This window comes from Poseidonibacter parvus, from assembly GCF_001956695.1.
Taxonomy (GTDB): domain Bacteria; phylum Campylobacterota; class Campylobacteria; order Campylobacterales; family Arcobacteraceae; genus Poseidonibacter; species Poseidonibacter parvus.
Genome location: NZ_CP019070.1, coordinates 1,509,868 through 1,529,648 on the forward strand (window position 1 = coordinate 1,509,868; position 19,781 = coordinate 1,529,648).

The following is a 19,781-nucleotide window of genomic DNA, read 5'->3' on the forward strand; positions in this document are numbered from 1 at the left end:
TGCTCCTTAGAATTAATTATCCTCTTCTAAATATTCCTCATCACCAACTTTATCATTTTTACCACGAGCAATAATATGAATTGGACAACCTTCAAAATTAAAATTATCTCTTAAGAAATTAATCAAATATCTTTTATAAGAGAAATGAAGAAGTCTTGGTTTATTCATTACAAGTGCAATTCTTGGTGGTTTAGTTTCAAATTGTGTTGAATAATAAATTCTTAAATAAGCACCATTTGGACTTGGAAGAGAGTGTCTTATAACTGCTTTTTCAATAACTCTATTAAGCTGTGATGTTGGAATTCTTTGTGTATAGTTATCATATATTTCAATAATTTTATCTTTTAATCTATCAATAGAACGACCAGTTTTAGCCGAAACTGCAATAATTGGAGCATAATAAAGGAATTTAAATCTACCTCTAATTAGTTCTTCCATTTTCTTGAAAGTCTCCATGTTTTCATCCCATTTATTAAGAACAATAATAGTACCTAATCCGTACTCATCAACTAAACCTGCAATTTTTTCATCAAGGTCTGTTAATTCAGAAGATGCATCTAGAACTAATAAAGCTACATTAGCTTTTTCTAACATCTCTTTTGTTCTCATTAAAGCAAACTTTTCAATTCCTTCAATTCTTCCACGTCTTCTTAAACCAGCTGTATCAACAAAAGTAACACTTTTATCTGCATATTCGTAAACTTCATCAACAGGGTCAATAGTTGTACCTGCAATTGGAGAGACTACAGATCTTTCTTGTCCAACAATAGCATTTAATATTGAAGATTTTCCAACATTTACTCGACCAATGATTCCAACTTTTATTTTATTATCAACAACAAAAGCATCAGGATTTTCAATTTCTTCGTCATCAAAAACAATGTCTTCTTGAATTTCATAATCTTCTAATTCTTCACTAGTTTCCATTTCATCTAAGGGAACAATATGAGATTCTGTAATGATTTCTTTAACTTCAGAAGATTCTAAAACTTCTTCTTCTGGTTCAGGAAGTTGATTATAAAGCCAATCAAATAAATTCTTTGTACCTCTATTATGTGAAACAGAAATTCCAAATAAGTTTTCATCTGAAATACCAAATTCAAAGAATTCCCATAGTCTTTCAAGCTCTTTATCATTATCAATTTTGTTTACAATTAGAGCTAATTCTTTACCTAATCTTTGAAGCTCATAAAATAATTCTTTATCTTTATCATCAGGTATATTTTTACCATCAACCATAAAAAGTATTATATCAGCCTCTCTTGCAGTCTCGATAGCTTTTCTTTTTACATTTGAAAATATTGCATCATTAGTTTCATCAATACCACCAGTATCTAGCATTAATGCTGTCTTATCCATAATTGTAACTTCATGTCTTCTAATATCTCTTGTTGTTCCTGCTAAATCAGAAACAATTGCAATTCTTTTTTGAGCAATTCTATTGAATAGCGAAGATTTTCCTACATTTGGTTGACCAATAAGTGCAATTTTTTTTAATGTTTTATTCATAAACTTTTAATATCCTATTTGTATATTATTAAAATTAAAAAAGGCATTAGTCATTAGACTAATACCTTTTTCATTATAAAAATTCGAGATTAGTATAATCCGAATTTTCCTTCTGTACTACTTTTATATAATACTCTCATATTATCATCTTTATCATAGAATACTTTGAATTGTGCATCAGAACCTTTTAATTCTTTTAATGCTTCTTCAATATCCATTGGTTTGTATGAGTTAAGTCTTGCAGGTGCAATCTCATCTTCAAATCTTTCTAATTCAACAGCAATTTTATCTTCAATTTCTGAAGATACAACTTCAGTTAATTTAGTAGCTTTATGTGCTGAAATTTTATCATGATGTCTTCTTAAAACTTTTGAAACTCTATCTACTGCAATATCAATTGCAGAATATAAATCTTTGTCTTTTTGTTTTACAACAACTGTGTCTATATGAGCAACATTTAAAGTGAATTCAAATGAAAATGCTTTTTTACCATTTTTCTCATCTTGAGAAATAATTGAATTTACAGAAATAATATCTAAATTATATTTTTTAAATACTTCTATTGAACTATTAATATATTCTTTAATTGGCTCAGTTAAATCTATGTGTCTTCCTACAATACTTGTATTCATAACAAACTCCTTATAATAATTTATTTATTTTATCATAATTAAAATAAAACAAGGCTCTATGCTAGATTAGATAAAACTTAAAACAGTTATTTAAACTAGTATTTCTCTATTTCCTTTGATATTTGGTTCAGATAATACTCCTGTTTGCTCTAATTGCTCAACAATAGTTGCAGCTCTGTTATAACCAATTCTAAGTTTTCTTTGAATATATGAGATTGAAGTTTTTTGATCGTTTAATACTACCATCTTTGCAGATTCATATAATTCATCAACATCACCAAGTTCTGCACTTGTAGATGTATTAGAACTTCCTTGAGAATTCCTATCTTTTATAAAATCCATATCATATTCAACATCTCTTTGGCTTTTTAAGAAATCAACAACTTTTTCAATCTCATCTTCGCTTGACCAAGGAGCGTGAATTCTTACAAGTCCAGACATTCCAGGAGGAGTAAATAACATATCTCCTCGACCAAGAAGTGATTCAGCACCCATTGAATCTAAAATAATCTTAGAATCTATTTTTTGCCCTACTTTATATGAAAGTCTACTTGGTAAATTCGCTTTAATAAGACCAGTTACAACATCAACAGATGGTCTTTGTGTTGCAACAATTAAGTGAATCCCTGATGCTCTTGCCATTTGTGCAAGCCTTGCAATTGAATATTCAACATCTTTTCCACTTGTCATCATAAGGTCAGCTAACTCATCAATTACAACAACAATATAAGGTAAAGTTTCAAAACCTTCTTTTTTACCTTTTTCATTATAGTTTTCAATATTTTTTGTTTTTGTCTGAGACATTAAAGTGTAACGTCTTTCCATTTCAGCTACCATATTTGCTAAGGCATTGATTGCATCCCCAGCTTTTGTAATAACTGGTGTTAATAAATGTGGAATATCGTTATACATTGAAAATTCAAGCATTTTTGGGTCAATCATTACAAGTTTTAAATTATCTGGTGAATTTTTATATAATAATGAAAGTATCATAGAATTAATACCAACTGATTTACCAGAACCCGTAGTTCCTGCAATTAGTAAGTGTGGTAATTTTTTTAAATCTGTAATAAAAGGTTTTCCTACAATATCTTTTCCCAAAATCATTGTTAATGGTGATTTTGAATTTTCAAATAGTTCACTCTCTAACATTTCTTTTAAATAAATTGTTTGAGTATCTTCATTAGGAACTTCAATACCAACAACATCTTTTCCTGGAATTGGTGCTTGAATTCTAATAGTTTGGGCTTTTAAAGCCATAGCTAAATCATCTTGTAGATTTAAAATCTTAGATACTTTAACATTTGGAGCTGGTTTAAACTCAAAAGTTGTAACAACTGGTCCTGTATATGTTCTTACAACATCACCTTCAATTTTGAACATTGAAAGTTTATCTAATAAGTCACAGATTTTTTGATCAATTACTTGTTCAGATACTTTAGATTTTTTTTCTTTTGGAGTTGATTGAAAGAACTTTGTTGGTGGTAATTCAAAATCATTTGGTTTTTCAGTAGCACCTTGTTCAATTTCATCTAAAAGTTTTTTATTTTCTTCTAATTCTTCAACAATTATTCCATGAGCCTCAGTAGTTTCTACAACAGGTCCAGTATTTTCATCCAAGTTTGATTCTGAATTTATTTCAGCTTCTTTAATTTCTTCTACAACTTCAAGAATTTCCATTTCATTATTTATATTAGCATTATCTTTTACTTCAGGAATTGATTTTTCAAAGATAGGAGTAATTACTGGATTATCTACAATAATTTCAGCAGTATTACCATTTTCTTTTATTGAAACTTTTTCTTCTTTTCTTTTTTGCCTAGTATTATTTTCAATTCTTTTAACTTTTGATGACTTATTAGTTTTTAAATTACTAACTATTTTTTCTACATCCATATCAGAATTTTCAAATAAAACTAAAAAAGAGATGACAAAACCTACTAATACAAAGATATAAAGTCCTGCATAGCCAATAAATGGGCTTAAACTCTCTACTAAAATATTTCCAATTTCTCCACTGAAAATACCTTTTTCAACAATTAAAGATTGTAAAATCAAAGATACAAATAATATTAATAAGACAATAATAATATTTAAAGTTAAATCTTTACCCTTAATATTTTCTTTAAAATTTATTATATATAAAGGATAAAGGAACAATAAGAGATATACATAAGATAAAAAACCAAAATATATATGTGAGTTTTGAGCAAAAATGAATCCAACTTTTCCAACACTATCTTTAGTACTGAAAAAAGTTGAAAACTCAAAATAAACTATAATAAATAGAACAATTAGTGATAATATTTTTTTAGCTATGGGATGGCCTTTATTTTAATAATTTTGCAATTTTTCCTTGAAGTCTAAGCCATTGCTTATGCTTCATTAAAGGAAATCCTGCCCAAGATTGTTTGGGTTCTGTAATATTTTTTGTTACACCACCACGTGCTGCAATAGTTGTAAATGGTGCAATTTCTAAGTGCCCTGCTGTTGCACTTTGACCACCCATAATTACATAATGATTAAGTGTAGTAGAACCAGAAAGTCCAACTTGACCTGTTAAAATACAACCAGGCCCTATTTTACAGTTATGTGCAATATGAACAAGATTATCAATTCTTACACCATCAGAAATTACAGTTGATTTAAATGCTGCTCTATCAATTGCAGTATTAGCTCCAATTTCAACATCATTTCCAATCTCAACATTTCCATTTTGATAAATTTTTATATATTTACCTTCTTTTGTATTTGCAAAACCAAAACCATCACTTCCAATAACAGTTCCAGCATGAATAATACAATCATTTCCAATATTACAATCTCTATAAACTACAACATTTGGATGAATAATAGTATTATTTCCAATTTTTACATTATCTCCTATATAAGCTCCAGACATAATAGTACAATCAGAACCAATAATTGAACCTTTTCCAATATAAACATTTGGCATTACTTTTGTAAATCCACCAATTACTGGTTTCTCACCTTCAAGTTCAATTACCTCAGGTGCAAATAATTTTGATAATTTTGCAAGATTTAAATATGGTTCTTCACAAATAAGAGCAATAGTACCCTCTGGAACTTTACTAGCAAACTCTTGATTAATTAAAACAGCTGCTGCTTTTGTATTTTGTAAATCATTTAAATATTTTTTATTTTCTAAAAATGTCACTTCTGTTTGTGTAGAATCTAGTAAAGTACTTAAACCTGATATTTCTTTTGTATTTTCACAATCAATATTAATAGATTGTGCAATCTCTTGTAGAGTCATTTGTTATCCTTTTATAGGATAAGATAAGAAAAAGCTTTCTTATCTTTCCATTGCTACAATACCACTTCTTACGACTTCAAGTGGATTGAATTTTTGCATTACTTTAATAAAGTTCATAATTCTCATTGATGAATCAGTTGCAGAAACTATAATTGCTTCATCTGTAACATTTTGTATTGAACCATGATAAGCACGAGCAATAACATCAATATCAGATAAATTATTTTCAATAGAGAATTTCATTAAAACTGTATCTTTTTCAACAACATTTCTATGTTCATTTACTTTTAATACTGGAATTAATTTATTTAATTGTTTTACAATTTGATCAATTACTCTTTTATCACCTGTTGTAACAATAGTCATTCTTGAGTATTCACTACCTTCCATAGGTGCAACTGTTAAAGAATCGATATTATATCCACGTGCTGAAAATAATCCAACAATTCTTGATAAAACATTATGTTCGTTCATTACAACTACTGAAATTACTTGTCTTGTAGTTTCTGAATCATAATAGTGATTAAAATTATTCATTATTTTCCTCCTTCAATTAGTGTCATTTCATTTAGTGCATGACCATTTGGTACCATTGGAAGCACTTCTTCATTTCTAGCAACAATAACTTCAATCATTGCAGGTTTTTTCTTTTCAACTGCATCTTTTAATGCTGCATCAAACTCTTCTTTAGTTGTAACTCTATATCCAAGTCCACCAAATGCTTCAATAAGTTTTGGGAAATCTGGTTGTGCTGATAAATCTGTTTCTGATAATCTATTTTCATAAAACATTGTTTGCCATTGTCTTACCATTCCTAAATAATTATTATTTAAAATAATATTTATTACAGGTAAATTATACTCAACGCAAGTCATTAACTCTTGAATATTCATTAAAATTGAACCATCACCTGTGAAGTTAATAGAAACTCTATCTGTTCCTTGAAGAGCACGTGCTACACCCATTGCTGCAGGTAGTCCAAATCCCATAGTTCCTAATCCACCAGATGTAATCCATTGTCTAGGCTGTGAGAATGGGTAAAACTGTGCTGCCCACATTTGATGTTGTCCAACATCAGTTGAAATAACAGCTTTTGAACCTAACAGTTTTCCAACTCTTTGAACTGGCCATTGAGGTTTAATAACATCATTTGAGTCAATAAATCTTAATGGTTCTTTTTCTCTGTAATCACTTAATAATTCAACCCAATTTGAATAATCATTAAATTCAATATCTTCAATTGATTCAAGCATACCCTCAACTGTTCTTTTTAAATCTCCAACAATTGGATAATCAGCAGTAACTAACTTACTAATACTTGCTGGGTCAATATCAACATGAATAACTTTTGCTTTTGATGCAAACTCATCAAGTCTTCCAGTTACCCTATCATCAAATCTAGCACCTAGTGAAATTAAAAGATCCGTTTCATGTGCTGCCATATTAGCTGCAAATTCACCGTGCATTCCTAACATCCCAAAGAACAATGGATTTTCATCTCCCATTGCACCTCTAGCCATTAATGTTTCAACTGCAGGAATATTAAGTTTTTTAGCTAATTCTCTAATTTCATATGAACAGTTAGCTAAAATTGCTCCACCACCAATATATAATAATGGTTTTTTAGCTTTACTAAGTTGATTCATAGCTCTTTTTAACTGTTTTTTATTGTAATTTACAGTTGGTCTATATGTTGGTAAATGTACCTCTTTTGGATATACAAAATCTGCCATTTCTGCTGTAATATCTTTTGGAATATCAACATGAACAGGTCCTGGTCTTCCAGTACTTGCTATATGAAAAGCTTCTTTTATAATTCTTGGTAAATCTTCTATTTTATTTACTAAGTAATTATGCTTAGTACAAGGTCTTGAAATTCCTACAGCATCAATTTCTTGGAAACCATCAGTACCAATAATATGTGATGGTACTTGTCCCGATATTACAACCAAAGGAATAGAATCCATATAAGCATCTGCTAAACCTGTAACTGCATTTGTAAAACCAGGTCCAGAAGTTACAATAGCAACTCCTACTTTTCCTGTTGATCTTGCGTAACCTTCAGCTGCTATAATAGAAGCTTGCTCATGTCTGTTAAGAATATGTTGGAAATGATTCTGTTTATAAATTTCATCATAGACGTTCATAATAGCGCCTCCAGGATATCCGAATACGACTTCAACCCCTTCTTGATGTAATGATTCTACAACCATTTTAGCGCCACTCATTTTCATTATACTTCTCCGTTTTAAAATAGTTGGTATTCTACAAAAGATAATATTAATTATTGGTTAACATCTATCATCTAAATATTAGATTTTAGATTGCTTTTAGTTTAATTAACATATAATCACAATAGAAACTAATTATAAGGAGTTAATTTATGGATGTAAGTAACATAAATAACAATATTAGTAACCTTAATCAATCAACACAACTTCAAATTGATAAAGCAGAACAATCAAAGCAAGTACAAAAAGTTGATAACGATTCAGCCTCTTTTCTTTCAATAAATGAATATAATCAAAAAAGAGATGAATTATCTTCAAATGTTCAATCACTTAATAATGGTATTGCAATTAGCAATATTGCAACAAATGCTCTAGAAAAAGAACAAACATATATAAGTAATATTCAAGAAGAATTAGAAAACTTAAAAAGTGATGATAATCAACTACAAGATAAAAATGATATTAAACAAGTTATAAATGAAAATCTTAAAGATTTTAATGCAACTGCATACGAAACGAAATTTAAAAATGAAAACTTATTAAGTATAGATTATTATGATGAAAATAAAAATATTTCTATTAACACTGACTCAGAAAGTTTCTCAATAGATAAAACTAACACACCAGATTTTGCAACTGGAATATTTGAAACACTAAATGCATCAAATTTAAATGATCCAAAACAATTAAATGAAGTAATTTCAAAAGTAGAAAGTACTACAACTCAAATTCAAAATATTGCAGAAGAGTTTAAAGAGTTTGGGAATAAAATAGAAGAAACAGCAAGAGAGAATATAAAAGAACAAGTTTCTTTATATAATGAAAATAGAGATTATGGAAAAGAGTCTGTAGATTTTTCAAAAAATAATATATCTGCTAACCTTGGCTATTTAGCTGCTTCACAAGCTAATATTGTTCAAGCACAAAGTGTAAGGTTATTATCTTAAACCTTACTCTTTAAACATGCATTAAGAGCAACTCCTTCTCTTAATCCATCATCTAAAACTATTGATTCATTTTTTCCTAAAACTTCAAAAATAGCTCTATAAATATAAATTCCAACTTGTATAAACTCAACTCTTCCACTTCCTACTAGTTTTGTAATTTCTTCTTTTGAACATGTATCAAAAATACTTAAACAGTCTTCAAGATCTTTTAAATTAACAATTGTTCCATTTACTGTTTGTCTATCATAAGAGAAAAAATCTTGTCCAAGTTTAACAGCAGCAATTGTAGTAGGAGTTCCAGCTGTTGCTACAAAAGTATAATCTTTTAAATTTACATTTAAAGAATCTAAATATTTTTTTACTTGTATTTTTCTATTTTTTAAATCATTATGTAAATCGTCATATTTTAAAAATTCTTGAGTCATAGTTACAATACCAAAATCAAAGCTATTAGCTTTATATTCATTATTAGTATTTACAATTATTTCAGTTGAACCGCCACCTATATCTAAAAGAATAAAATTAGAAGAATCAATTTTTTCTCTTTTTAAAGCATATTTAACTGAAAGAAGAGTTAATCTAGCTTCTTCGTTACCATCAATAATAGTAAACTTTACACCTGTTTGTTCTTCAAAGTTTTTTAAAACTTCTTGATTATTACTAGCTTTTCTCATTGCAGCTGTTGTAACTGCAACGGCACAACTAGGTTTATAATCAACAACTTCAATAGATTTCTTTAAAGCTTTTATAACTCTTTGTTGTGCTTCTTGCGATATTAATCCCGTATCAACTAAACCATCTGCGGTTCCTACAACTTGGTTATATTCAGCAACAATTTTGTGATTTTTACAATCATATTTTAAAACTCTAAAAGAATTAGAGCCTAAATCAATACTTACAACTTCTTCACACATTTAATACTAATCTTATAAATGAGGAATTTTTATTTTAGAGTTTAATAAGTATCCAATAATAATCATTAAACCTAAAACTACATGTTCGTGCATAAATCCAGTTAGATATATTAAATAAACAAGCCATAATAAAATTGCACCTAAAGGAGTTGGAATTCCTACAAAGTGTTTTGCAACTTCACCTTCTTCTGCATTAATATTAAATTGAATTAATCTTCTTAATCCTGATATTACATAATAAACAAATGCAAATACAATAAGTGGTGTATTAAGCATTAGCTCTTTTGTATCTATTACTGCAAAATAAATAAACATTGTTGGAACGATTACAAATGATAAAAAGTCTGCATAAGAATCTAATTGAATTCCAAATTCTGTAGAAAGATTGTATTTTCTTGCAATTTTCCCATCAATAATATCAAATCCACCAGCAAGCCATGCAAAAAGTGCAGCCGCAAAAAACTCATGATGAGTTAAAAAATAAATTGCAAAAATACCTGCTGCAATATTAAAAAAAGTTACTATGTTTGCTAAATTAAAATGATTATTTTTATTAAATAAAAAAGACATTATTTTCCTTTATGTATATGGTATTGGTTTCTACCATTATGTTTTGATTTATATAAACTATCATCTGCTTTTTTATAAAGCTTATTTGCAGAGATATATGTATTTGGTTCGTACATTATTGCACCTATAGAAATAGTAACAACATCTAGAACATCACTTGTTTTATGTTCAATTTTAAGATCAACAATTTTTTGATTTATATCATTTAGACATGATTCTAAAATATCTAAATCAATATCAAATAAAATTACTCCAAACTCTTCTCCGCCTAATCTAAAGACGAATTCATATTTATTATTAAAATACTCTTTTAATACTTTTGCAACTTTTTTTAAAGTTTCATCACCAGCATCATGTCCATAAGTGTCATTATATTGTTTAAAATAATCAATATCAAACATTATAAAAGCACATTCCCAGTTATTTGCATTTGCAATAAAAGGCATATTATCGAATATTGTATCAAAATATTTTCTATTATAAAGACTTGTCATAGAATCTGTAATAGAATCAATCTTGTATTTTGTATTTAAAACTCTTAATTGATTATCTTTTTTTACTACTTGATAAATAATATACGCAACAATACCAAAAGTTAGAACTAAAAGAAGAACAATATTAATAAACAAGTAGTCTTTCATTCTTTTATATTCTTCTACAAAAAGTTTTCTTTGCTTAAATGCCATTTTAGTTTCATAATCTATTAAGAATTCTATTTTTTGTACTATTTTTTTAAATTTGTGAAGCTTATTTATTTTGAATGTTTCTTTTAATGCAATATCAACATTATTTATAACGTTTCTTTCTTTTTCATTTTTATAAGCGTTGTAATAATAAGACCAATCTTCTAAAATGATTTTTTGTTCTTTTTTAAAATCGCAAATATATTTAAGAGTACGACATGAAATGATTGTTTTATAATTATCTTGAATGTTTTCTAATTTAACAATAGGAATAAAATTACCAAAATAAAGATTATCTATTTGTACTTTTAATTTATCAATTTGAGAGTTAAATAAGATTGATGTACTAATTAAAGCAAAAAGAACAACAAGAACTAATAGAATTAGTTTAAATGTGACAGATTTAAATAGCTTTAATTTCATTACGATATTTTATCTAAAAATCATTTAACTAAGATTAAATTTCTACTTCGCTATAATCGCGAATTATTGAAAACAAAAATGTTAAAAAAGGTTTAAATTTGTTAAATATAAAAGATACTTTTATAGGGAAAAATGCAAAAAGTGATATTTTGTCAGGACTTGTAGTTGCTGTTGCACTTGTACCTGAAGCTATTGCTTTTTCATTTATAGCACAAGTTAGTCCAATAGTTGGATTATATGCTGCATTTATTTTAGGATTAATTACAGCTCTTATGGGTGGAAAACCTGGAATGATTTCAGGAGCGACTGGTGCTGTTGCAATTGTTTTAGTAGGAGTTAGTCTTGCTTCTAAAGAGATTTTGATCTCGCAAGGACTAAGTGGTGATGAATTATCATTTGGAATAGTTCAGTATATTACATTAACAGCAATTGTTGCAGGTATTATTCAAATAATAATTGGTGCTTTTAAAATGGGTAAATTTATTCGTTTAGTTCCTCAACCTGCACTTCATGGATTTGTAAATGGACTTGCAGTTGTAATTGCAACAAGTCAATTTAAATTTCTTGATGGTGCTGGAATTATTATGTATGCAATTATTTTAGGAACAATGGCTACTATGTACTTTTTACCAAAGTTTACAGCAGCAGTTCCTGCAGGACTTGTTGCTATTATTGTATTTACTTTAGGTGTTTATATTACAAGTGCTGATACTAAGCTTGTAGGAGATTTAGCTAACTTATCAGAGTTTAAAGGATTACTTCCATCTTTTCATATTCCTGATGTGATTCTAGATTTTGAAGCATTAAAACTTGTTCTTCCTTATGCTGTTATTGTTGCACTTGTTGGAGTTATTGAATCACTTTTGACACTTTCAGTTTTAGATGAAATTGGTGGTTCAAGAGGTAGTGCAAATCAAGAATGTATTGCACAAGGAACAGGAAATATTACTTGTGGTTTATTTGGTGCAATGCCAGGATGTGCAATGATTGGTCAATCAATTATCAACTATACATCTGGTGGATTAGGACGTCTTTCAGGTGTTGTTGCATCAATTGGATTAATTCTTTTAGTAGCAACTTTAACAGACCTTTTAAATATAATTCCTGTTGCTATACTTGTTGGTATTATGTTTATGGTATCTATTGGAACATTTGAATGGAGCTCATTTGCTAGAATTACTAAAATGCCAAAAAGTGATGCTTTTGTACTAGTAACTGTTACTTGTATTACAATTGTTGCTGATTTAGCAATTGCAGTAATTTCTGGTGTGATTATTTCAGCACTTGTGTTTGCATGGAATCACGCAAAAGTAACTGCAAAAACTCATTTAGAAGATGATGGAACAAAAGTATACGATTTTGATGGGCCATTATTTTTTGGAAGTGTAACATCATTTAATGAAAACTTTGACATTGAACATGATCCAGAAAATATTGTATTAGATTTTAAAGATGCAAGAGTTATGGATATTTCAGGAGTAGAGGCTATTGATGCAATTACTAAAAAATATCTTGAACTTGATAAAAAAGTAAAAATTAGACACTTAAGTTCAGAGTGTAAGACAATTATGAAAAATGCAGGTCAATTTTGTACTTATGAAGAAGATGATCCAAAATATAAAGTTGCATACGATTATTAAAAGTCCTTTTGGGCTTTTAATATACACCTCTTTAAAACAAACTTTACAATTCAACTCAATTTTGCTAAAATAATTATAAATAATTTATAAATAGAGTACATTATGGAAATAAATAATAATTATAGTACTATTTCATCTATCAACCAACAAATAGCTGTTAAAAAAGCAGAACTTAGTAGTATTGATAAAAAAGAAGATGAAAAGTCATTATTTGAAAATAATGATAGTGTTAATATTGTTGGAAAAAACTATGATGAAGAAGATTATAAAAGAGTTCTTCAAAAATATAAAGACCTTGATAGTGAAGTTCGAACGCATGAACAAACTCACTCAGCAGGAGCTTCGACAACTGCACCTATAAACTATTCATATCAAGTAGGACCAGATGGAAAGGTATATGCATCAGGAGGAAGTGTACGATTTGACACTAGTATTCCCGATAATGAAGTTAATGCTGAGGTAAAACTTGATAAATTAGCCAGTGCTGCTTCTGGACCAGCACAATTGAGTTTTTCAGATAGTCAAATATCAAGAGCTGCTAATTTAAACAAACTATTACTACAAGGTATTGAACAAGGAGTAGATTATGGAAATAACTAATAACTTAGGAGGAATGCTTGCAGCACAAGAGCAAGTTTCTCAAAATGCTAGTAAAATTGCACAAGTAGCAAATACAGTTGGTGATCCAGCTTTACAAGAAGTTAGTCAAGATTTAATAGATGCAATTGTAGGACAAATTCCTGAAGTTATTGCATATTCTGCAAATGCAGAAGGTATTAAAACTCAAGATGCAGTTTTAGACACATTATTAAATATAAAAGCTTAAATAAATGAATAAAATAAATGTTGTATGCCCATCATGCTTAAAAGTAAACTCTATTCCAAAAAAAGATTCTTATTCAAAAGCTAATTGTGGTTCTTGTAAGAATTCTTTGTTAGATACAAACCCAATTGAACTAGATGAATCAAACTTTGATCATGTAGTTGTAAACTCAGATATCCCTGTAATTGTAGATTTCTGGGCTCCTTGGTGTGGACCTTGTAAAATGATGGCACCAATATTTAATGAAGTTGCTAATAAGTATCCACTTAAAGCTTTATTTGTAAAAGTTAACACACAAGCCCATCAAAATTTAGGAGCAAAGTTTAATATAAGATCAATTCCTACACTTGTAGTTTATAAAGCAGGAGTTGAAGTAAAAAGAGTTAGTGGAGCATTAGATCCATTGAAATTATCTAATTTAGTAAATGAAAACTTATAAAGCAAAACTTATTATTTAAGTTTTGCCATCTCTTCTATATGCTTAGGACCAGTTTCACAACAACCACCTAAAATAGTTGCACCTGAATCTTTAAATTTTTGCACTAGTAATCCTATCTTACTTGGAGTTAAATCCATTCTTTGTCCTAAAAATTCACTTGGATTTTTTGTTTTACTATTATTATAGTTATTTGTGTAACCTAATTTAGGTTTTGTTGTTACAAATGCATTAAGTTTAAAACCAAAAGGTACACCTAAGCTTTTAAGCTCATCCAAATTATTTTCATAAGTTTCAGGAGATACACAAGAAAGTATAACTCCAAGAATATTTTTATGCTCAATATTAGTAATAATATCACTAATATTGTCTCCACTTGGCATTTTATTGCCTTCAGAGATATGAGCACCAATTAAATATGGTTTATTAAACTCTTCTATTGCTTCAATTGCTAATTTTATTTCTCGTACACTACTTAAAACATCAAAATAAAAGAAATCCACATAAGGATTTAATAATTTAGCTTGCTCATAAAAGTTTTCTTTAATCTCTTTTTCTGATCTTGTATCTGTTTCATAAGTTAAATATTGAGGAGGCAATCCACCTGCAATTAAAACATGTGGATTTAAATCTTTTGCTTTTTTTGCTATTTCACCTGCTTTTATATTTAAATACGCAAACTTATCTTCAATATTATTATCTTTTAAACGTAGTTTTCTTGTTGTAAATGTTGCAGTAATTATAACTTCAGCACCAGCTTTTATAAAATCTAAATGTATATCTAGTAAAAGTTGGTGATATTTTTCTTGCAGTAAAGCATTAGCACTCCAAAGCGTACCTTTTGGATTCATACCTCTTAATAATAATTCTTGTCCTAATCCACCATCTAATATTCTAGTTTCTTTGAAAAAGTCTTTATTCATACTTTTTAAAACCAATCTATTTAGTTAGATTGAATAAATTGATTTAAAGATTCAAGTTGTGTTTCATTAAAAACTTTTATTCCATTTTCTTCTAAAAGTCTAGCTGTTAAACCTTGACCTTCTATTAAATTATTTGAAAAAGTTCCATCATAAATTTCTATATTTCCACATGATGGAGATTTAGATTTTAAAAGTGCTACTTTTATATCTTCTTCCTTACAAATATCTAGAGCATTTTTTGCTCCAATTAAAAAAGGTATTGTTACATCTTTTTCTTCAATTGTTTCAACTTTAAAAGGTTTATTTGCGCTTACTATCTCTGATTTTACTCTAGGAACTCCTAAACCACCAGAAACCTCTGGGCAAAAAGAGTATATTTCATTATCACAAAGAATATCCATAAATATTTCTTTTTGGGAAAAAGTAAATGAAGAACCCATTGTAATTGAGGAGTTATTCCCATCATATCTTACATCTTCACCTAATAAACAAGATGATACTAATACCTTCATATATTAAACTTCTTCATCTTCAATAATTCTATTTAATTCTTCTTTATTGAAGAATGTTGAAGGTTGGAAGTTTTTAAATGCTGCTTTCATAGATACAAAAATTTGAGGATTATCAGCTTCTAATTTTGCTAATAATTCTTTTGTAGTAGCTCTTGCATGAGGCATTTTAACATCAAATCTCATACCTGGACATGCTTCATCACCAATTACATTGATTTCATTTTTATCAGCAAAAGCTCGAAGTTGTCTCTCTCTACAAAAAATTAGAGGTCTAATTACTTCTAAACCGTTTTCAGCTTTATAAATTGGAGGCATTGATCTCATTGTTCCATTATAAAAGAAGTTCATAAAAAATGATTCCATTGCATCATCTAAATGATGACCTAAAGCTACTTTATTAAAACCTTGTTCTAAAGCAGCTGTATATAAGTACCCTCTTCTCATTCTAGAGAAAAATGAACAAAACGATGAATTTTTTCTAATTTTTTCACCAGCTAATTCAAAGATTTGAGTATCGATTATTTCATGCTCAATTCCATGTTCTTTACAATGGTCTGCTAAAAACTGTACTTGTTCACCCATTCCATAAGTAACAGTAACTGCTTTAAAATCAAAATCATATTGTGCGACTTTTTTCATTCTATTTAGAGTATGAAGTAAAGTTAAAGAGTCTTTTCCACCTGAAAAGCCAACTAAAACCTTATCACCCTCTTTTATTAATTCGTATTCGGCATTAGTTCTACCAACTAATGAAGATATTTTTTTACTTAATTCAAGCAATATATAAGTCCTGTGTAAAATTTTTGTGATTATATCTAAAAGTTTATCAAATAAAAGAGTTAAGTAACTCTTTTTTAATTATAAATCAATGCTAAAGTGATGTGATACAATATGTAGGTCTTGACTTAAATAAAATTTATGAGCATCATATCTATCAACTGAAGAATCTAAATGAATTGATTTACAATCTTGTTGTTTTGCATATATTTTTATAAAATTTAACAACGCTTTACCAGCATCTGTTGACGTAAGGCTTTTATCTGTTACAAAATCATCAATATAAAGATGTTTTCCAATTGATAGTTTTTGTCCAATTGTAAATCCTGCAACACAAATAACTTGTTGTTCATGTAATACATAAGCTAATTGATATCCATTTTTGATTTGATCGGAAATCATTTTTTGTAATGCTTTTTCTGATAAGTCTTCTCTTATTTGATGCATCATTTTATAACAATATTTTATTTCATTCTCAGTTGCAATTTTAATTTCCAAACAATTAACCTTTTATCATTATTTATATTCTATACTATAATCATATCAAACCTTTTTTTAATATACTCATAAAAAACTAAAAATAATGATTTTTTTACCAATCTTTTATTTAAATACTATATAATTCAGATTAATTAATCAATAAAGATAAGAGATATAAAAATATGACAAAAGAAGAAGAACAAGAATATAGAGAAAAACTTGCACAAACAATTTTTCCAATAGTTTCAAATATGACAGAAGAACAGATTAAACAAATTATAGTATCAGTTGAAAAAGAAAATCCAAGTCTAACTAAGGGTTTTTCTAATATGTTATTTCAACAAATAATGGTTTACAAATATAATAAATAACAAAAAATAAGTTTTTATATGTATATTGTATTTTACTCTATAAATTATACAATTATTAAAAATGTATAACACTAAAGTATATTTATTATAAATATCTTCTATTTCATTTGGATATATCCATATAAAACACAAGAATAAAATAATAAAAAGGTTTTAAAATTAGAATTACTATATCAGTAAAAGAATTGAAAGTTTTACAAGAATTATGCAAAGAGCATGGGCAAGCAGAACTATATAAAAAACTTCATCAAGAAGAAGAAAAATATGAGAAAAGTATAACAGAGAAAAAGACTAATGCAACAAAGAAAGCTACTAAAACTAGACAAGAAGTTGCAAAAAAGAAAATTGAAGCATCTGTAAATATGATGAGAATGTTTAATCAAAAAATAACTATTTACTCAGTTGCTAAAGAAGCACAAGTAAGTTATAATACAGCATTAAAATATAAAGATTTTATTATACAAAATCAAGATAATTAGGAAAGAACATGAGAGAATTTATTAACTATGATAAATCTATTGAAATATTAAATAAGATAAAACTAAATAAAGCTACAACAGAAAAAAAATTTATAATTGATGCGATTGGAAAAGTAATCGCAAATGATGTGATTGCAGATCATAATAGTCCAGAACTTCCAACTTCAGGAATGGATGGCTATGCTATTAAATTTGATGATATTAATAATGAGAGTATAAAAATTATTGATAAAAATCCTGCTGGTAGCGTAGTTGAATCTGAAGTTATAAATGGTGTTTGTATTAAAACTTTCACAGGCTCACTAATGCCGCAAGGAAGTGATACTTTAGTTCCTATTGAAAATGTCGAAGTATTTGAAGATACAATAAAAATTACAAAAAAAGTGCCTTTTGGTTTTGCTACAAGAGCAATTGGTGAAAACTATGCAAAAGATGAAGTACTAATAAAAAAAGGTACCGTTATTGGTTTTGCTGAAGTTGGAGTATTAGCTTCTTTGAATATCGCACAGATTAACGTAATTGTAAATCCTACAGTTGCAATTGCAAGTACAGGAAGTGAAATACTTGATTTAGGCGAAGTTCAAACAAATGAAGCTCAAATTAGAAGTTCAAACCATTTAACAATTGAAGCCCTTTGTAAAACAAATGGTGCAAATACACTTCAAATGGGTATTGTCGAAGATGATATAGAATCAATTACAAACTTACTTGAAACTGCTCTACAAAAAGCTGATATAGTTGTAACTACTGGTGGTGTTTCTGTTGGCGATTATGATTTTGTTCAAGATGTTATAAAAGACAAATTGCAAGCTGAAGTATTATTTCATGGTGTTACTATTAAACCAGGAATGCATATACTTGTAGCAATAAAAGATGGAAAAACAATTATTGCACTTCCTGGTTTTGCATACTCATCAACTGTATGTGCTATTTTATATGTATTACCACTTATATATAGATTTAGACAATCAAATGAAGCTTTACCAATTGTAAAAGCTAGAATAAATGAAGATTTTCCTAGAAAAATGCCAAAAACAGTATTTACTGCTTGTAATGTTGAATATACAAATAACGAATATAAAATCAATTTTGATGGAAAGAAAAAAGGAACAAGTGCTATTTTGACAAATATGCTTGAAAGTCCTGCTTTATTAATTCAAAAAGAAGATAGTGAAGATATTAAAAAAGATGATTTAGTTGATATTCTTCTGTTAAATCAGTTAAAGTAAATTTCACTTTAACTGATATTGTAATATTTTTTATTTAAATGTATTACAAGCATCTAATGTAGCAATTGTATATCCACGATTAAACCACTTCATTCTATCAGCAGATGAACCATGAGTAAAAGCATCAGGAACTACATATCCTTGTGCTTGTTTTTGTAATGTATCATCACCGATTGCACTTGCTGCTCTTAAGGCTTCATCAATATCACCATCTTCTAAAGAATTAAAATTCTTTTTACTATAATGTGCCCAAATTCCAGCATAACAATCAGCTTGAAGCTCTACTTTAACTTGTAAGGCATTAGCTTGTTTTTTACTTGCATTTTGTTTTGCTTTATGTACTTTTGGAATTGTTCCTACAATATTCTGAATATGATGTCCAACTTCATGAGCAATAACATAAGCTTGTGCAAAATCTCCAGGAGCATCATGTCTTTTTGCTAATTCATCAAAAAATGATAAATCTAAATAAACTTTTTTATCAGCAGGACAATAAAATGGTCCAGTTGCAGAAGAAGCAAAACCACAAGCACTCTTAACAGAGTTTCTAAATAATACTAATTTAGGTTCACTATATTCTGAACCATATTTTTTAAAAACTTCTGCCCAAATATCTTCAGTTTGAGCAAGAACTGCACTTACAAATTGCGCACTCTTATCATCTTTTACCGTATTAACAACTTGTTTTGTTGTAGTATTTGATGTTTCTCCTAAGCTTAAAAGAGATAAAGGGTTGTACCCCATAAAATATGCAATAACTCCAACAACTAATACAATTCTTCCTATTTTTGTTCCAATTAACATTTTAACAATTGGAACTAGCATCATCATTGAGCCTTTTTGATTTGAACCAAAGTTCATTCCTCCTGACTCATTTCTTCTATCTTCCATATTAGAACTTCGTCTGTTATCTTCCCATTTCATA

General features: G+C 28.3%; 22 protein-coding genes. 8 read left to right on the top strand and 14 right to left on the bottom strand.

Annotated features, from left to right (window positions below; all coding sequences use genetic code 11):
• Positions 1-12: 12 nt before the first annotated feature.
• The 6 genes from der to LPB137_RS07535 form a co-directional block, all read right to left on the bottom strand.
• Positions 13-1,509, bottom strand: a complete 1,497-nt coding sequence (gene der, locus LPB137_RS07510; RefSeq protein WP_076086527.1) for a ribosome biogenesis GTPase Der — start codon at positions 1,507-1,509, stop codon at positions 13-15.
• 89 nt (positions 1,510-1,598) lie between these two features.
• Complete coding sequence (hpf, locus tag LPB137_RS07515) at positions 1,599-2,141, bottom strand: ribosome hibernation-promoting factor, HPF/YfiA family (protein WP_076086530.1); 543 nt, start codon at positions 2,139-2,141, stop codon at positions 1,599-1,601.
• Positions 2,142-2,231: 90 nt separating this feature from the next.
• Positions 2,232-4,460, bottom strand: a complete 2,229-nt coding sequence (locus tag LPB137_RS07520; RefSeq protein WP_156981731.1) for a DNA translocase FtsK — start codon at positions 4,458-4,460, stop codon at positions 2,232-2,234.
• A 10-nt stretch (positions 4,461-4,470) separates the two neighbouring features.
• Positions 4,471-5,418, bottom strand: a complete 948-nt coding sequence (gene lpxD / locus LPB137_RS07525; protein ID WP_076086536.1) for a UDP-3-O-(3-hydroxymyristoyl)glucosamine N-acyltransferase — start codon at positions 5,416-5,418, stop codon at positions 4,471-4,473.
• Between the two features lie 39 nt (positions 5,419-5,457).
• Entirely contained in the window at positions 5,458-5,955 is a 498-nt protein-coding gene (gene ilvN, locus LPB137_RS07530) for an acetolactate synthase small subunit (RefSeq protein ID WP_076086539.1), read from the bottom strand.
• Positions 5,955-7,652 carry an acetolactate synthase large subunit gene (locus tag LPB137_RS07535; RefSeq protein WP_076086542.1) on the bottom strand — a complete coding sequence of 566 codons (1,698 nt, stop codon included), beginning with the start codon at positions 7,650-7,652 and terminating at the stop codon, positions 5,955-5,957. Before LPB137_RS07535 ends, ilvN begins: the two co-directional genes overlap by 1 nt.
• Before the next feature lie 149 nt (positions 7,653-7,801).
• Between LPB137_RS07535 and LPB137_RS07540 the strand changes: the two genes are divergently transcribed.
• Positions 7,802-8,596 carry a DUF5713 family protein gene (locus LPB137_RS07540; protein ID WP_076086545.1) on the top strand — a complete coding sequence of 265 codons (795 nt, stop codon included), beginning with the start codon at positions 7,802-7,804 and terminating at the stop codon, positions 8,594-8,596.
• Here the strand turns inward: LPB137_RS07540 and LPB137_RS07545 are convergent.
• The 3 genes from LPB137_RS07545 to LPB137_RS07555 are packed head-to-tail and all read right to left on the bottom strand — an operon-like array spanning position 8,593 to position 11,186.
• Complete coding sequence (locus LPB137_RS07545; RefSeq protein WP_076086548.1) at positions 8,593-9,510, bottom strand: Ppx/GppA phosphatase family protein; 918 nt, start codon at positions 9,508-9,510, stop codon at positions 8,593-8,595. The two genes, LPB137_RS07540 and LPB137_RS07545, sit on opposite strands and share 4 nt — an antisense overlap.
• Positions 9,511-9,522: 12 nt before the next feature.
• On the bottom strand, positions 9,523-10,080 hold the full coding sequence (locus LPB137_RS07550; protein WP_076086551.1) for a CDP-alcohol phosphatidyltransferase family protein: 558 nt from the start codon (positions 10,078-10,080) through the stop codon (positions 9,523-9,525).
• Positions 10,080-11,186: a GGDEF domain-containing protein gene (locus LPB137_RS07555; RefSeq protein WP_076086554.1), complete on the bottom strand. Its 1,107-nt coding sequence runs from the start codon at positions 11,184-11,186 to the stop codon at positions 10,080-10,082. Before LPB137_RS07555 ends, LPB137_RS07550 begins: the two co-directional genes overlap by 1 nt.
• Positions 11,187-11,284: 98 nt before the next feature.
• Between LPB137_RS07555 and LPB137_RS07560 the strand changes: the two genes are divergently transcribed.
• The 4 genes from LPB137_RS07560 to trxC all read left to right on the top strand — a co-directional run bounded on the left by LPB137_RS07560 (position 11,285) and on the right by trxC (position 14,088).
• Entirely contained in the window at positions 11,285-12,826 is a 1,542-nt protein-coding gene (locus LPB137_RS07560) for a SulP family inorganic anion transporter (RefSeq protein WP_076086557.1), read from the top strand.
• Between the two features lie 102 nt (positions 12,827-12,928).
• Positions 12,929-13,426 (top strand): putative metalloprotease CJM1_0395 family protein, encoded by a 498-nt coding sequence (locus LPB137_RS07565; RefSeq protein WP_076086560.1) that lies wholly within the window; start codon positions 12,929-12,931, stop codon positions 13,424-13,426.
• Complete coding sequence (locus LPB137_RS07570) at positions 13,413-13,652, top strand: hypothetical protein (RefSeq protein WP_076086563.1); 240 nt, start codon at positions 13,413-13,415, stop codon at positions 13,650-13,652. Before LPB137_RS07565 ends, LPB137_RS07570 begins: the two co-directional genes overlap by 14 nt.
• Before the next feature lie 4 nt (positions 13,653-13,656).
• Entirely contained in the window at positions 13,657-14,088 is a 432-nt protein-coding gene (gene trxC / locus LPB137_RS07575) for a thioredoxin TrxC (RefSeq protein ID WP_172802473.1), read from the top strand.
• An 11-nt stretch (positions 14,089-14,099) separates the two neighbouring features.
• On the opposite strand, the gene LPB137_RS07580 is transcribed toward trxC, so the two are convergent.
• The 4 genes from LPB137_RS07580 to LPB137_RS07595 all read right to left on the bottom strand — a co-directional run bounded on the left by LPB137_RS07580 (position 14,100) and on the right by LPB137_RS07595 (position 16,795).
• Positions 14,100-15,008: a homocysteine S-methyltransferase family protein gene (locus LPB137_RS07580; protein ID WP_076086566.1), complete on the bottom strand. Its 909-nt coding sequence runs from the start codon at positions 15,006-15,008 to the stop codon at positions 14,100-14,102.
• A gap of 20 nt (positions 15,009-15,028) precedes the next feature.
• Entirely contained in the window at positions 15,029-15,520 is a 492-nt protein-coding gene (locus LPB137_RS07585; protein ID WP_076086569.1) for a 2-thiouracil desulfurase family protein, read from the bottom strand.
• Positions 15,521-15,523: 3 nt separating this feature from the next.
• Entirely contained in the window at positions 15,524-16,300 is a 777-nt protein-coding gene (locus LPB137_RS07590; protein WP_076086572.1) for a tRNA 2-thiocytidine biosynthesis TtcA family protein, read from the bottom strand.
• Between the two features lie 78 nt (positions 16,301-16,378).
• Entirely contained in the window at positions 16,379-16,795 is a 417-nt protein-coding gene (locus LPB137_RS07595) for a GNAT family N-acetyltransferase (RefSeq protein WP_076086575.1), read from the bottom strand.
• A gap of 164 nt (positions 16,796-16,959) precedes the next feature.
• Here LPB137_RS07595 and LPB137_RS07600 point away from each other — a divergent pair, with 164 nt between their 5' ends.
• The 3 genes from LPB137_RS07600 to LPB137_RS07610 all read left to right on the top strand — a co-directional run bounded on the left by LPB137_RS07600 (position 16,960) and on the right by LPB137_RS07610 (position 18,856).
• Positions 16,960-17,148, top strand: a complete 189-nt coding sequence (locus LPB137_RS07600) for a hypothetical protein (protein WP_076086578.1) — start codon at positions 16,960-16,962, stop codon at positions 17,146-17,148.
• A gap of 185 nt (positions 17,149-17,333) precedes the next feature.
• Positions 17,334-17,627, top strand: coding sequence for a hypothetical protein (locus LPB137_RS07605; protein WP_076086580.1), 294 nt, complete (start codon positions 17,334-17,336; stop codon positions 17,625-17,627).
• 8 nt (positions 17,628-17,635) lie between these two features.
• Positions 17,636-18,856, top strand: a complete 1,221-nt coding sequence (locus LPB137_RS07610) for a molybdopterin molybdotransferase MoeA (RefSeq protein WP_076086583.1) — start codon at positions 17,636-17,638, stop codon at positions 18,854-18,856.
• Between the two features lie 30 nt (positions 18,857-18,886).
• Here the strand turns inward: LPB137_RS07610 and ypfJ are convergent, their stop codons facing one another.
• Complete coding sequence (gene ypfJ / locus LPB137_RS07615) at positions 18,887-19,780, bottom strand: KPN_02809 family neutral zinc metallopeptidase (RefSeq protein WP_076086586.1); 894 nt, start codon at positions 19,778-19,780, stop codon at positions 18,887-18,889.
• Position 19,781 lies beyond the last annotated feature (1 nt).

Excerpts from the sequence above, each read along its gene's own strand:
- LPB137_RS07580 (WP_076086566.1), bottom strand. The coding sequence starts at position 15,008 with ATGAATAAAGACTTTTTCAAAGAAACTAGAATATTAGATGGTGGATTA.
- LPB137_RS07545 (WP_076086548.1), bottom strand. The coding sequence starts at position 9,510 with ATGTGTGAAGAAGTTGTAAGTATTGATTTAGGCTCTAATTCTTTTAGA.
- trxC (WP_172802473.1), top strand. The coding sequence starts at position 13,657 with ATGAATAAAATAAATGTTGTATGCCCATCATGCTTAAAAGTAAACTCT.
- LPB137_RS07600 (WP_076086578.1), top strand. The coding sequence starts at position 16,960 with ATGACAAAAGAAGAAGAACAAGAATATAGAGAAAAACTTGCACAAACA.
- LPB137_RS07555 (WP_076086554.1), bottom strand. The coding sequence starts at position 11,186 with ATGAAATTAAAGCTATTTAAATCTGTCACATTTAAACTAATTCTATTA.
- LPB137_RS07610 (WP_076086583.1), top strand. The coding sequence starts at position 17,636 with ATGAGAGAATTTATTAACTATGATAAATCTATTGAAATATTAAATAAG.
- ilvN (WP_076086539.1), bottom strand. The coding sequence starts at position 5,955 with ATGAATAATTTTAATCACTATTATGATTCAGAAACTACAAGACAAGTA.
- der (WP_076086527.1), bottom strand. The coding sequence starts at position 1,509 with ATGAATAAAACATTAAAAAAAATTGCACTTATTGGTCAACCAAATGTA.
- LPB137_RS07535 (WP_076086542.1), bottom strand. The coding sequence starts at position 7,652 with ATGAAAATGAGTGGCGCTAAAATGGTTGTAGAATCATTACATCAAGAA.
- LPB137_RS07565 (WP_076086560.1), top strand. The coding sequence starts at position 12,929 with ATGGAAATAAATAATAATTATAGTACTATTTCATCTATCAACCAACAA.
- lpxD (WP_076086536.1), bottom strand. The coding sequence starts at position 5,418 with ATGACTCTACAAGAGATTGCACAATCTATTAATATTGATTGTGAAAAT.
- hpf (WP_076086530.1), bottom strand. The coding sequence starts at position 2,141 with ATGAATACAAGTATTGTAGGAAGACACATAGATTTAACTGAGCCAATT.
- LPB137_RS07540 (WP_076086545.1), top strand. The coding sequence starts at position 7,802 with ATGGATGTAAGTAACATAAATAACAATATTAGTAACCTTAATCAATCA.
- LPB137_RS07585 (WP_076086569.1), bottom strand. The coding sequence starts at position 15,520 with ATGAAGGTATTAGTATCATCTTGTTTATTAGGTGAAGATGTAAGATAT.
- LPB137_RS07550 (WP_076086551.1), bottom strand. The coding sequence starts at position 10,080 with ATGTCTTTTTTATTTAATAAAAATAATCATTTTAATTTAGCAAACATA.
- LPB137_RS07570 (WP_076086563.1), top strand. The coding sequence starts at position 13,413 with ATGGAAATAACTAATAACTTAGGAGGAATGCTTGCAGCACAAGAGCAA.
- ypfJ (WP_076086586.1), bottom strand. The coding sequence starts at position 19,780 with ATGAAATGGGAAGATAACAGACGAAGTTCTAATATGGAAGATAGAAGA.